This window comes from Mediterraneibacter sp. ICN-202921, from assembly GCF_037890075.1.
GTDB lineage: Bacteria > Bacillota > Clostridia > Lachnospirales > Lachnospiraceae > Mediterraneibacter > Mediterraneibacter massiliensis.
Genome location: NZ_JBBKBE010000004.1, coordinates 1 through 13,865 on the forward strand (window position 1 = coordinate 1; position 13,865 = coordinate 13,865).

Here is a 13,865-nt window from a genome sequence, read left to right on the forward strand (position 1 = left end):
AGCTCTGGAGTTTGACAAACCAGTCTTGTATAGGTGTCAATGATTGGTGACGCTTCACCCTAAAAATAAGAAGCAGCCGTTTATTTCCCGGTTGCTTCTTTTAATGCTTTTGCCAATTGATCAGGACAGGAAGTTGCTTTAAAACCACATTTGATTCCTTCAATTCTGTGGATGGCTTCATCTACATCCATTCCTTCTACCAGACGGGAAATTCCTTGGAGATTTCCACTACAGCCTCCTAAAAAAGATACGTTTCTCACTTTATGATCTTCAATATCAAAATGAATTTTCTGGGAACAAACACCTTTCGTTTTATAATCCATAAAAGCCTCCTTTCAAAAGTTTTAAAGTATGTACAGGCATTAAACAAATGCCGCAAACACAACAGCATTATAAATGTTTCTTCTGATAATTACAACCAGTAAGATATAAATAACGAATTTACTTTCTTAAAAATTTTGCGATTTCTTCCAGGCGTTTTCCCTCTTTAGCAAAAAACATCCGATAACTTTCACAGAAATAACTTCGGTAAGCTGTGCCGTCTGGTTCCTTTATTCTGCTTCTTTTGCAGCCGCCGCGGCATAAAGTATAGTATTCACAGTTTTTGCAGGCACTGCTGATATTTTTCGATTCTTCGATAAAATCTTTTGCTCTTTTATTTTCAAAAAAATCGGAGATCGTATTTTCGTTAAAGCTGCCAAGTTTGTATGGATCCAAAACATAAAAATCACAGGGATACACGCTGCCGTCTGCTTCAATGACGCCCTGCATGCTGCAGATCCCTCTTTGCTCACAGGATTCGGGCGGATAGCCCATTAAGATTCCAATATAATTTTCAAATTGGCGTATATAGGGAGCCTTTCCGCGTTTCCAGTCTTTATACCACATATCAAAAAGCTGGATCAAAAATTTACCATACATAGAAGGAGTCAATGAATAAGGGTGTTTTCGTGCCTCTTCTCCCAATGGTTCCAGGCAGGTGATGTACTGTTGGTAATTCCAGCCGTTTTGTTTATATTCCTGATAGATCTCGCAGATTGCAGGAGCTGTAAAGGCATTGACAACTGTCAGGATATTATAGTCTACCTGGTATTGTTCTAGCAGATGGATAGACTGTTTTATTTTTGCGTAGGTAGATGCGCCAGATTTCGTATGTCGGCACATGTCATGTGTTGTTTGCGTGCCATCCACCGATATACCAACCAGAAAATGATTCTCTTTAAAGAATTTACACCAGTCAGTATCGATTTGAAGCCCGTTTGTCTGTATGACATTAGATATCCGGACTGTATTCCGGTTAAAACGAGTTTCAAAGTCAATCACCTTTTGGAAAAAAGGAAGTCCCCGCAGTGTAGGCTCTCCGCCTTGGAAGGCAAAGCAAATATCGGACTGTGCCTGTAAGAGAGTCTTTTTAATTATATTTTTTAATGTATGTTCACTCATCATTCCATAAGAAGCCGTTTCCCTTTTTGCGGCTTCGTCACAATAGAAGCAGTAATCGCAATGCATATTACATAGACTGGAAGTGGGTTTTATCAATACGGTTTGTAAGTACATGTTTTTTCCTCTATCTGTTTTATAGAAATAGTTCGTATCTCTATATAGTGTAACACAGATTTTAAATTTCGCACGCCAAAATTCGTGTTTATCTCTATAAAAATGACAATGTAAAGAGAGGAAAGGGACTTAAGAAAAGTAAGGGAAATGTATTCTTAAGTAAAAGATGCAGAACGGATTATGAAGTTCTTCAAAAAAGAAAAGAGACCGAATAATAGCTTGTAAGGAGTCTCCTTTTTGTAGAAAAATGTAAAACGGTTTTTGAGGAAAGTCCTTGAAAGATGGGATATAATGTGCTCAAACGCAATGCAGGGAAAACCTGAAAAAGAACATTGTGACAGAATAAAAAATAGGAGGAACAGTTATGCTAAAAGAAATGGCAGCGGACACCAATATCATGATGTATCTGATGATCATAGTCGGCGTTATCGGAATTTTATCCAAAGTGGTAAATCAGATCACGCTGCGCAGATTGGTGAAGGCCGCAGGAAGTATGTCAAAGAGTACACACAAACTGATAAAATTGGTGCGCGCGAAATATGAGCACGCATGTATGGCACACGATACAGTAGAGAATACAGATGCATTTGTAGAGAAATATATATTCGAATACCGGGGCTTCTTATTCCGGATACATACCTGGCGGCAATTGGAGTTACAGGCAATCTGGTTTTCGGGAATACTGGCGGCATTGGGAGCGTCGGTTAACTATCTTTCCTACGGATTTACAGAATCCGTGTTTCAATATATGGCGGCAGGAGCAGCAGAAATGGTATTTTTATTTGTGATCCGTCAACTATCGGACGAGCCGTATAAGATCAATGCAGCAAAGAACTATATGGTAGATTATCTGGAAAATACCTGTTCCGGCCGTTACAAAAAGCAAAAAGCGGCTGAAAAAGAGGCAATCAATGTAATTGCCGCACCAAATACGGAGAAGGTGACGCCATCAAGAGACGAAGAAATTCCAGTGTCAGAAGAACGAGCTTCCTCTGCAAAGCCAGAACCCAATTTATCGATCAATATAGAAGGAGAACCAAGAGATGCAAAAAAGGGAGACGCAGCGAAACAAATCATACGCAGGACCGTGAAAGAAAAAATAGAAGAAAACGAAGAACCGACGTTGAAGGAAGAGACGATCCGGCAGATATTGGAGGAGTTTTTGGCTTGAATAAGCTATATGGATTTGGTAAAATGTGTGTATGACAGATAGCACATAAGATGCTGTAAGAAAAGTCAATGGAGAGGAAGGATATCAATGGCTAAAGTAACATTTGATTATTCAAAAACAGACGGTTTTATTCAGGAACATGAAATGGAATATATGAGTGGATTGGTTTCACAGGCAAAGGACAAACTGCTTGAGAGATCAGGAGCCGGAAACGATTTCTTGGGATGGATCGACCTGCCGGTAGATTATGACAAAGAAGAATTCGTCCGTATTCAGAAAGCAGCGGAAAAGATCAGAGAAGATTCAGAAGTGCTGCTTGTGATCGGAATCGGAGGATCTTATCTGGGCGCAAGAGCTGCGATTGAATTCCTAGGTCATTCTTTTGCAAATGTCGTTTCTAAAGATGTTCGGAAATCTCCAGAGATTTATTATGTAGGAAACAGTATCAGCAGTACATATATCAAAGATTTGGCAGACGTGGTAGGAGACAGAGATTTTTCCATTAATATGATCTCCAAATCTGGTACAACTACAGAACCAGCTATTGCTTTCCGTGTTTTTAAAGAAATATTGGAAAAGAAGTATGGAAAAGAAGGTGCTGCAAAGAGAATTTATGCAACGACAGATAAGGCAAGAGGGGCATTGAAGAATCTTGCGACAGAAGAAGGATATGAGACATTTGTAGTACCGGATGATGTGGGCGGACGTTTTTCTGTCTTGACAGCAGTTGGACTTCTGCCGATCGCGGTGAGCGGGGCTGACATCACCAAATTGATGGAGGGAGCGGCTTCTGGAAGAAAAGCAGCGCTGGAGAAAGATTTCGCGGAAAATGATGCTATGCAGTATGCGGCGATCCGTAATATCCTGCTGCGTAAAGGGAAGACAATAGAAGTTCTGGCGAATTATGAACCAAGCCTGCATTATGTATCTGAATGGTGGAAACAGTTGTATGGAGAAAGTGAAGGAAAGGATCAGAAAGGAATCTTCCCGGCTTCCGTGGATCTGACAACAGACCTTCATTCTATGGGACAGTTTATACAGGATGGAAACAGAATTTTATTTGAGACTGTTTTAAATGTGGAAAAATCCAGAGAAGAAATTATCATAAATGAAGAGCCGGTTGATTTGGACGGATTGAATTATCTGGCAGGAAAAAATGTAGACTTTATTAATAAAAGCGCAATGAATGGAACGATCCTTGCCCATACCGACGGGAATGTTCCGAACCTCATGGTAAAAATACCGGAGCAGAACGAATTTTATCTTGGCGAATTATTCTATTTCTTTGAATTTGCCTGTGGGCTTAGTGGATATTTACTCGGCGTTAATCCATTTAACCAGCCAGGCGTAGAAAGTTATAAGAAAAACATGTTTGCTTTACTTGGAAAACCAGGATATGAAAAGGAAAGAGAAGAGTTATTAAAGAGATTATAATATAGTACTATATTTAGAAACAATGTGATATTTTTATGTAGGAAGTTCTATATAAAGCTGACGCAAACACAAAGAAGAATTTGCGTCAGCTTTTTTGTGCATATCTATGAAAGTATTCTGCTTGTGTTTTCAAGAATAAATAGATAGCAGCGGACAGGTTATGAATGAAAATAATCATATAATACGATTGAAAAAGAACATAATATGTGATATTATTCAATTAATAAAACATAACCCTAGTTGAGGAGGAAGTCTGATGAGCAAAATTGATGAGATCACTCGTGAAAGTTGGATTATGAGTACATTTCCGGAATGGGGAACATGGCTCAATGAAGAGATCGAGAATGAAGAAGTAAAACCAGGCACAGTGGCAATGTGGTGGCTTGGCTGTACAGGGATGTGGTTTAAGACACCGGGAGGATGCAATATCACCGTAGACTTGTGGTGCGGAAACGGAAAGAGAACACATGGAGACGGCAAGATGAAGGTTGGACATCAGATGGCAAATATGTGCGGCGCAAGGGCAATGCAGCCAAATCTAAGGGCGGTTCCGTTTGTGATCGATCCATTTGGCATCAAGCAGGTAGACGCAGTGCTTGCCACACATTATCATCAGGATCATATGAGCGCCGAGTATGCTTCCCATGTGATCAAAAGCGGTATGACAACAGTAGATGAAAATGGAAAAGAGATCCCGGTACCTTTTATCGGACCAAAGAAATCTGTAGAATTGTGGGAAAAATGGGGAGTACCGGCAGACAGGTGTATAACTGTAAAACCAGGAGATTCCATTAAGATCAAAGATATTGAGATCATTGCATTAGATTCCTTTGACAGAACCTGTATCGTCACGACAGATTCTCAGGGAGCGGACAGAGAAGAGCTGACGGGAAAATGCCCTACAGATATGGATGATAAGGCAGTCAATTATCTGATCAAGACGCCGGGAGGGAATATTTACCACAGCGGAGATTCTCATTATTCTATTTATTTTGCAAAACATGGAAAAGATTATGATATTGATGTGGCATTTGGTTCTTATGGAGAGAATCCGGTAGGTATGCAGGATAAAATGACATCTGTTGATATACTCAGAATGGCAGAAGCCTTGAGATGTAAAGTAGTGATTCCGATCCATTACGATGTATGGACAAACTTTATGGCGGATGTAAATGAGATCAAGGTTCTGTATGAGATGAAAAAGGACCGTTTAGGGTATGACTTCCATCCTTTCTTCTGGGAAGTAGGAGGAAAATATGTATATCCTACCGATAAAGATAAAAGGGCATATCATCACAGAAGAGGATTTGAGGACTGTTTTGAAGCGCCTCAGAATATCCCGTTCCGTTCATTACTGTAAAAAGAAGCTTAAGATAAAAAAGAAAACGCTTCTTTTGAAGAGCGGAAGAGTATACAGAAGAATGATGATCTTATATGGACGGAGTGTATGGCGATGAAAAGAGAACGGGCATATGTAGAAGGAAGAAGAAAACAGATACTTGCTCTCATGAAAGAAAATCCGGCGGTGCGGGTAGATGAACTGGCAGAAAAATTTCAGGTATCTTTGATCACCATCCGCAGAGATCTGCAGTATTTAGAAGAGAAAAATCTTCTTGTACGGTTTTACGGCGGCGCTGTCTCTGCGAAAGCAGAGAAGAAAGAAGATGGAGAGATAAGCGTATACAGGAATCTTATCGCTAAATATGCGGCTTCTCTTGTAGAGCCGGGAGATTCTTTGTTTATCAATTCCAGCAGAAATGCACTGCAGATCTTAAAATATATCAACTGCGATAATGTAACAGTTATTACAAATAATGGAAAGGCGATCCACACAGATTATCCGGAAGGAATCAGTGTACTGATGACAGGAGGAGAACTGCGTCATCCGAAAGACGCGATGGTCGGAGATTTTGCTATCCGCAATCTGCAGACGGTGTTTCCGAAAAAAGCGTTCGTTGGATGCTCTGGGATATCTCCGATGTCAGGTATGACAACAGAGATCGCCGCAGAAGTAAAAATCAATGAATTGATGATACAAAATGCAACAAAAGATGTGTATGTGCTGGCAGATCATACAAAGATCGGAAAAAACAGCAGTTTTACAAGTGCGGCGATCGGGCAGATCGGGCACTTGATCACAGATGAAAAGGCGCCACAGGATGTATTGAAACAGTTAGAAAAAATGGGTGTACAAGTTCATCAGGTGAAAGCGGAAAAAGAAGCAGGAGGCGTCAGTCTTGAAAGTAAATAAAAAAGTATTAGGAAAGCTTACAAAATGTTATTCTATAGCGCCGCTTATGTACAAGGGGAAACAACATATCCTTGTGGCGGCAGAAAAGCAGGATCCGTGCTATTTATTTGATACACAGGGAAATCAGGTGGATACGGTCTGGGAGGAGCCGGGCGGAGTCATGAGTATGGTGCAGGTACCGGGAAGCGACGGTATATTTTTAGCGACCCATAAGTTCTATTCCCCGAATGATTCCAAAGAGGCAAAGATTGTGATCGTATCTCCTAAAGAAAACGGGGGCTGGGAAGTACGCACATTAGTGGAACTTCCACATGTACATCGGTTTGATATTGTTACGAGAAACGGCGTAAATTATCTGATCGCATGTGCGTTGAAATCCGGACATGCCTATAAGGACGACTGGTCTATGCCTGGTAAGACTTATGCAGCAGTACTTCCGGAGGATTTAAGTTGTTTTGATGAGGAGCACCAGCTGGAACTGACCGTTATCAAAGACAATATGCTGAAAAATCACGGTTACTATAAAATGCAGGAAAAGGGGACGGATGTATGTCTGATCTCCTGTGACGAGGGCGTATATAAATTTATCCCTCCGGCAGCCGCAGAGGAAAGTTGGGAAATCGAGAAATTGACAGATGAACCGGGAAGCGATGCGGTACTTGTGGATCTGGACAGGGACGGAGAACCGGAACTGGTCATGATCTCTCCATTCCACGGACAAAATATTTATATCTTGAAAAAGGAAGACGGGGCATACAAAAAAGTGTATACATATGACACCGCAGAATTTGCGCATGCTATCTATGGCGGCACACTGCTTGGAGAACCGGCGGTCATCATTGGGCATAGAAAGGGGAAAAGAAATCTCCTGGCATTTACCTATGATGAGAAAGAAAAGGAATATAAGGCAACAGTTCTGGATCAGGACTGTGGACCAGCAAATGTATTTAAGTACGACAGAGACGGTGAGGAAGTGCTGATCTCTACAAACAGAGAGATCGATGAGATTGCGATGTATACATTTGAGAGAGAATAAAAAATAAAAGAGTAGAGAAAAGTCTGCCCACTGTTTACGGTGAGGCAGACTTTTTAAACGGAATACATAGTCGAAAGATTGCTCAATTAAAGTTTAGAAAATTTCTGGACAGTTTCAATATCTGTTTCCAGCATTTCTGCTATCGCCTCAGCAGAATATCCCTTTTGGACCTTCTTTTCTATCTGTTCCTGTAATTTTTTCAGTTCCCCTTTTTATAACCCATTTCCTGAGAAATTTTTTCAGAACATTTTAATAAATCATGAATCACATTTGTTTTCATTTCTTCCGTCAGCATTGCTTTGATCAAACCAATACTGATACCGGCTACGACCCCTCCATTCAATGAAAAAATAGGCGCAGAGACAGATATGACACCGATTTGGTTTTCCTCATTTTCCACTGCATATCCTTGCTTTCTGATAAGCGCTAATTCTTGTTCTAGCCTTTTAGTAGAAGTGATTGTATTTGGAGTTTTTGCAATTAGTTTTTGGCTAGATAGATAGGTTTGGATACGTTCTTCAGACCAAAAAGCAAGAATTGCCTTTCCCACGCCAGTACAATAAAATGGAAGCCGGGAATTGACCTGGCATACAATGGGAAGGACAAAATTATATTTGCTGACCTCTATATAAAGGACTTCTCCGTCAGATTCAATTCCAAGATGGATGCTGGCCGTATATTTTGCGGCCAGTTTTTCCATATATGGTTTGGCAATAGTACGTATATCTAAAAAATCTTCCACTTTCATCGCCAATTCAGCGAGAAATAATCCTAAGCGATATTTTTTTGTATCAGGATCTAATTCCACATATCTATGTTGCTCCAATGTCGATAGGAGTCCATAAGCAGTAGCCTTGTTTAATTCCATTCCTCTGGAAATTTCTGATAAACCGCAGGCGCCGTTATTTTCGGCGATAAATTCGATGATCTTGAGCGCTCTGTCTACAGACTGGATCGTTATTTTTGATTTTTTTTCATTATCTTGATTTGTTTTCATGTCTGATTTCTCCCTCTTTCTAATACGTTATCTTAAAAATTACGGAAAAGCAAGTAAAAATAATTTAAGTATGCTATTTGTGAAAAATGGCTAAATTTGTATGAAATTTTTTATGCATAATTTTTATTGACAGCAAATCAAATAGAAGTGTAATATATAGGTATGGTTATTAATATAAAACATAGGTTGATAATATCAAATGAAAGGAGAGGGAAATGAAAAATATAACTATGGAAACAGTTACAAAAGCAGAGTATGAAAATTTGGAAAGATGTATGGCAGAATTACCAGATCCGGTTGGAGCGAGAAATTGGAATCCAGACTTTGCAGTTATCGAAAAAATCAAAGATATGGAGAAAACAGAACGTTTGACTAGATTAAGAGAACGTGTGTTGGATTCAAAGCAGCAGCTTTATATTAAAGAAAGAGGAAAATTAGTTACAGAAAGCTATAAGATGACAGAAGGCGAGGATGCAAATATCCGCCAGGCAAAAGCATTGGCTCATATTTTAGAAAATTATCCGGTCTATATCCGGGAAGACGAATTAATCGTAGGATCTGTTACACCTACTCCGCGCGGATGCTTATGGTTCCCGGAAATATGTGACTGGCTGATCAATGAAATCGATACGATTTCTACCAGAGAATACAATCCGACATATGTAACGGAAGAAGATAAAGAATTTTACAAAAAGGAAATTCATCCATATTGGAAAGACCGCTGTAGTTTTTCACGGATCCAGAAACAATTACCGGACGAAGTAAGGGAAAAACAAAAATACGGACTTTGGTCATGCGGGATTTCTATGGAACAGCCAATAGGCCACATTTTATCTTTAGATAAACATAGATTGGAAAGAGGACTTAAATGGTATAAAGAGGAAGCGCTTAAATATATCGATACAGCAGACCAGACAGACCCGAAGTATGTCGATAAGGTACAGTTTTGGAAAGCGGTTGTAATTATTTGTGATGCAGTACATACTTTTGCAGAACGTTATGCAGCTGAAGCAGAAAAGATGGCGTTGGCAACGACGGAGGAAAAGCGTAAAGGTGAGCTTGCGAGAATTGCAGAAACACTTAAAAAAGTACCATGGAATGCACCTGATAATTTCTATGAGGCAGTTCAGTCTGCATGGTTTATGCAGCTGATCTATTACTATGAATCTAATGCGGTTGCTGAGTCTCCCGGTAGAGTAGACCAGAAATTCTATACGTATTTTAAGAAGGATCTGGATAACAAAAATCTGACATTAGAAGAAGCAGAAGATATCATAGCATGTTATTGGTTAAAATTGGCAGAGACAAACAAGGTATATACACAGGGAGAGTCCCGTTATAGAACCGGAAATCCTATGTTCCAAAATATCAGCTTAGGCGGTACAGATGTGAATGGCAAGAGCGCAGTTAACGAATTAAGTTATTTATGTCTGAAAGTGGAAGAATTTGTACATTTGGATCAGCCGAACGTAGCAGTCTGGGTAGAAGAAAATGTACCGGACGATTATCTGGAGACAGCTGTAAAAGTTATTCGAAGCGGCGGTGGAAAACCCATGTTTTTGGGAGCGGATTCCAGGATAAACCACTTTAAAAAAGCATGTGGACTTTCTGAAAAATCTGCGAGAACCTACGATTCCGTCTGCTGCTCATTTATGTGGCATCCCCATCTGCCGAATATGGATCATGCGGCAGATATTAATCCGGGAGTTGCGTTGGAATATGTATTTACAAATGGAAAAGACAGAAAAACAGGGGTACAGGTAGGGCCACAGACCGGAGATCCAAAGAATTTTAAGAGTATCGATGATGTGTATCATGCTTTACAAGAACAAATACAATATGGAATCAGAATGGCTGTGATACATGCAAATACGATATATAAAGTATGGCAGGATTTCTTGCGTACACCATATACGTCTATGTTCCAGGGAACAAGTTTGGCAGATGGATTAGATGTTACTTGCGGCGGTTCTTTAGGACACAGTGCTGCCATGGGAGTTTCGGTAGGGCTTGTAAACTGTATTGATTCACTGGGAGCTGTTGAAAAAGTGGTCTTTGAAGATAAAAAAGCCACAATGGAAGAGCTGGTTGCAGCTCTGGATAATAATTTCGCAGGGTATGAAACACTTCAGAAAGCTCTTCTGCAGGCACCTAAGTATGGTACAGACAGCGAATGTGTAGATAAATGGATCGTACCAATGGAACATACGATCAACCATGAATATTTAAAATATCCAATGAGATTTGGACGTTTACGTAAAAACCCAGTATATATCCATCTGTCAGCAGGCGTATTATACGGAAGTATGATGGGCGCTACACCAGACGGACGAAATGCAGGAATGCCGCTTGCTGAAGGCGGAATTTCTCCGATGCAGGGACTGGCTTTGAAAGGTCCGTCCGCCTCTATGCGCAGTGCGGCAAAATGGGATTACTCAGAAATTAATTCTGTTGTATATAACCAGAAATTCCATCCGCGTGCTCTCGAAAAGGAAGATGATGTTAAGAAATTAGCAAGTCTGGTACGCATCTATCTGTGCAATATGGGCGCAGACGGACGTGGTGCAAATCATGTACAGATCAATGTCGTATCAGCAGAGACGCTGAGAGATGCTCAGGAACATCCGGAAAATTACAGAGATCTGATCATCCGTGTTGCAGGTTACACCGCATTTTTTACAGAGATATCCAGAGATTTGCAGGATGATTTGATCGCAAGAGTAGAATTTGAATCTGTAGGTTAAAATACCGAAGGGGGATAAATGGAATGAAATCGGGATATGTATTTGATATACAGAATTGTTCTATGCATGACGGACCTGGATTACGCACGACAGTCTTTTTAAAAGGCTGTCCTCTGCGTTGTCTGTGGTGCAGTAATCCGGAATCCCAGAGTTATCATCCGCAGGTTATGTTTTATAAAGAAAAATGCATAGGCTGCAAAGAGTGTGTAAAAGTTTGTGAGACAAAGGCGGTGGAGACAGGAAAAGGCTGCACAGGCTGTGGAAAATGTGTGGAAGTATGTTTGCATGATGCAAGAAAAGTAGTAGGAAAACTTATGACATCGGAAGATGTGCTTGTAGAAATACGAAAGGACAAATTGATTTATGACCGTTCAGGCGGCGGTGTTACGTTAAGCGGCGGAGAGGTATTGATGCAGCCTGATTTTGCGACCGAGATACTGAAAGGGTGCAGAGAAGAAAATATACATGCGATGATCGATACGACAGCCTATTGTCATCCGGATATTTTTGCGCATGTGGCAGAATATATCGATCTTGCTTATGTTGATATGAAAGCGATTGATAATGAACTGCATAAGAAATATACAGGAGTAGATAATACGTGGATCTTACAGAACTTTAGATATTTAGATGAAAACAAGATTCCATTCGCTGTAAGAATGCCGATCATTCCCGGATATAATGATTCAGAAGAGTTGATCGATAAGACGATTTCTTTCTTAAAAGAGTTCACGTCAGAATTCACGGTATGTCTGCTTCCGTTCCATGCCTATGGAAAATCAAAATATGAAAGGATAGGTATGAAATGGCCGATGGGAGAACTGCCGAATATGGAACGCAGTGAATTGGAACCAATGGCTGCAAAGTTTAGAAGAGCAGGACTGAATGTAATGATTCAATAAAAAATGGAGGAAAGAAAAATGAAAATAGTCATATTGGATGGCTACACGGAAAATCCAGGAGATTTAAGTTGGGAAGGAATTGAACGGTTTGGAGAGCTTACTGTATATGACCGGACAGATATTTATAATGAAGAAGAAATACAAGAAAGAATAAAGGGAGCAGAAATCGTCTTTACAAATAAAACACCTATTTCAAGAGAAAGTATAGAGAGCAGTGAGCAGTTAAAGTTTATCGGTGTACTTGCTACAGGGTATAATGTAGTTGATATACAGGCAGCGAAAGAAAAGGGAGTTGTTGTGTCCAATGTGCCAACCTATGGAACAGAAGCGGTAGCGCAGTTTTCTATAGCGCTCCTTTTGGAAATCTGTCACCATATTGGACATCACAGTCAGACAGTTGCCGGGGGAAGATGGGAAAAAAGTGCAGATTTTTGTTACTGGGATTATCCACTGATCGAACTTTTGGATAAGACTATAGGGATTATCGGATTCGGAAGGATAGGACAGGCAGAAGGCAGGATTGCGAAAGCTATGGGAATGCATGTACTTGCCTATGATGTGTATCCGACAGAAACAGGAAAAGAGATTGCGGAGTATGTGGATCTGGATACTTTGATGAGTAAGGCGGATGTTATTACGTTACATTGTAATCTGACTCCGGAGAATACAGAAATGATCAACAAAGATACGATCGCTAAAATGAAGGATGGAGTGATTCTTATCAATAACTCACGCGGGCAGCTGATCAATGAGCAGGATGTGGCAGATGCACTGAATTCAGGCAAGATCCAGGGCGCAGGCCTGGACGTGGTATATACAGAACCGATAAAAAGAGATAATCCACTATTAAAGGCTAAAAATTGTATTATCACACCGCATATTTCGTGGGCATCTAAAGAGAGTCGGCAACGGATTATGAATATCAGCGAAGAAAATCTGGAAGCATTCGTAAAGGGAAGCCCGATCCATGTTGTGAACAGCTAGTTTACGTAAGAAAGATCTTCACATACGTTATCTGTGAAGATTTTTCTTTATAAAAAAGTGTGGTAAAAAAGAAGAAAAGTGTGGCAAAAGTGAAGTGTTTTGCTTTTTTGGATAGAAATATAGGTAGGCGGTTAAAAATAATTTTATAAAAAACACTGGAGATGACAGGGGAAATAGAAATTCCATATAAAAAGTATGCTGAGAAAAAGTGTGGTGGCATCCATTTTGCTCAATAAAGAGGCAAACCCAAAAAGAAAGGATGGAAAAAAGAGTATGGGAAAGTATCTATTATTCCGAATCGACAACCGATTGGTACATGGACAGGTATGTACCGCATGGATACCTGAAAAAGGTATCAAAAGAGCCGTGATCATTCATGATGAATACGCACAGGATCCTTTTTTGTGTGATCTGCATGAGATGGCTGTACCTTCAGGAGTAAAGTGTGACACGATCACAACAGAAGAAGCGGTAAAGCAGTGGAAAGAAGATCAGTTCGGAGAGGACAATACGATCGTGATCTTTCAGACACCGGAGCATGCTATGAAAGCATATGAGGAAGGAATTCGGTTTGAACGAATCCAGGTAGCTACATTGGCAGGAGAAAAAAATTCGGTGTGTGTATATAAGCAGGTGAATGTCAGCCCGGAACGTGCAAAGGTATTCCAGGAAATGGACAGCAAGGGCATACAGGTATATTGCCAGATGTTTCCGGCAGATGCAGAAACATCTATGATGGAGCTTCTTGACCAGCCGCGGAACAAAAAAGCATTAGGTATATAAAAGAAA

The 13,865-nt window shown here is 40.2% G+C and carries 12 protein-coding genes; 9 read left to right on the forward strand and 3 right to left on the reverse strand.

Annotation, left to right across the window (positions count from 1 at the left end):
* Window positions 1-80: 80 nt before the first annotated feature.
* On the reverse strand, window positions 81-323 hold the full coding sequence (locus WKT01_RS04645; protein WP_059067170.1) for a TIGR03905 family TSCPD domain-containing protein: 243 nt from the start codon (window positions 321-323) through the stop codon (window positions 81-83).
* Window positions 324-441: 118 nt separating this feature from the next.
* Complete coding sequence (locus tag WKT01_RS04650) at window positions 442-1,557, reverse strand: anaerobic sulfatase maturase (RefSeq protein WP_340311537.1); 1,116 nt, start codon at window positions 1,555-1,557, stop codon at window positions 442-444.
* Window positions 1,558-1,921: 364 nt separating this feature from the next.
* Here WKT01_RS04650 and WKT01_RS04655 point away from each other — a divergent pair, with 364 nt between their 5' ends.
* From WKT01_RS04655 to WKT01_RS04675, 5 genes are all read left to right on the forward strand, one after another.
* Entirely contained in the window at window positions 1,922-2,728 is an 807-nt protein-coding gene (locus WKT01_RS04655; RefSeq protein ID WP_340311538.1) for a hypothetical protein, read from the forward strand.
* Window positions 2,729-2,815: 87 nt separating this feature from the next.
* Entirely contained in the window at window positions 2,816-4,162 is a 1,347-nt protein-coding gene (locus WKT01_RS04660) for a glucose-6-phosphate isomerase (protein ID WP_117974671.1), read from the forward strand.
* A 256-nt stretch (window positions 4,163-4,418) separates the two neighbouring features.
* Window positions 4,419-5,522 (forward strand): L-ascorbate 6-phosphate lactonase, encoded by a 1,104-nt coding sequence (gene ulaG / locus WKT01_RS04665; protein WP_340311539.1) that lies wholly within the window; start codon window positions 4,419-4,421, stop codon window positions 5,520-5,522.
* A gap of 87 nt (window positions 5,523-5,609) precedes the next feature.
* Window positions 5,610-6,413, forward strand: a complete 804-nt coding sequence (locus WKT01_RS04670) for a DeoR/GlpR family DNA-binding transcription regulator (protein WP_340311540.1) — start codon at window positions 5,610-5,612, stop codon at window positions 6,411-6,413.
* Window positions 6,400-7,449, forward strand: coding sequence for a hypothetical protein (locus tag WKT01_RS04675; RefSeq protein WP_340311541.1), 1,050 nt, complete (start codon window positions 6,400-6,402; stop codon window positions 7,447-7,449). The genes WKT01_RS04670 and WKT01_RS04675 overlap by 14 nt, the downstream gene beginning before the upstream one ends.
* 199 nt (window positions 7,450-7,648) lie before the next feature.
* On the opposite strand, the gene WKT01_RS04680 is transcribed toward WKT01_RS04675, so the two are convergent.
* Window positions 7,649-8,446 carry an IclR family transcriptional regulator gene (locus tag WKT01_RS04680; protein ID WP_340311542.1) on the reverse strand — a complete coding sequence of 266 codons (798 nt, stop codon included), beginning with the start codon at window positions 8,444-8,446 and terminating at the stop codon, window positions 7,649-7,651.
* A gap of 215 nt (window positions 8,447-8,661) precedes the next feature.
* Between WKT01_RS04680 and WKT01_RS04685 the strand changes: the two genes are divergently transcribed.
* The 4 genes from WKT01_RS04685 (at window position 8,662) to WKT01_RS04700 (ending at window position 13,859) form a co-directional block, all read left to right on the forward strand.
* Window positions 8,662-11,190 carry a glycyl radical protein gene (locus tag WKT01_RS04685; RefSeq protein ID WP_117974665.1) on the forward strand — a complete coding sequence of 843 codons (2,529 nt, stop codon included), beginning with the start codon at window positions 8,662-8,664 and terminating at the stop codon, window positions 11,188-11,190.
* A 23-nt stretch (window positions 11,191-11,213) separates the two neighbouring features.
* On the forward strand, window positions 11,214-12,092 hold the full coding sequence (locus WKT01_RS04690; RefSeq protein ID WP_117974663.1) for a glycyl-radical enzyme activating protein: 879 nt from the start codon (window positions 11,214-11,216) through the stop codon (window positions 12,090-12,092).
* Window positions 12,093-12,110: 18 nt separating this feature from the next.
* Window positions 12,111-13,076: a D-2-hydroxyacid dehydrogenase gene (locus WKT01_RS04695; protein WP_117974661.1), complete on the forward strand. Its 966-nt coding sequence runs from the start codon at window positions 12,111-12,113 to the stop codon at window positions 13,074-13,076.
* Window positions 13,077-13,349: 273 nt separating this feature from the next.
* A complete protein-coding gene (locus WKT01_RS04700) occupies window positions 13,350-13,859 on the forward strand; it encodes a PTS system mannose/fructose/N-acetylgalactosamine-transporter subunit IIB (RefSeq protein WP_270395754.1) in 510 nt (169 codons plus the stop codon).
* Window positions 13,860-13,865 lie beyond the last annotated feature (6 nt).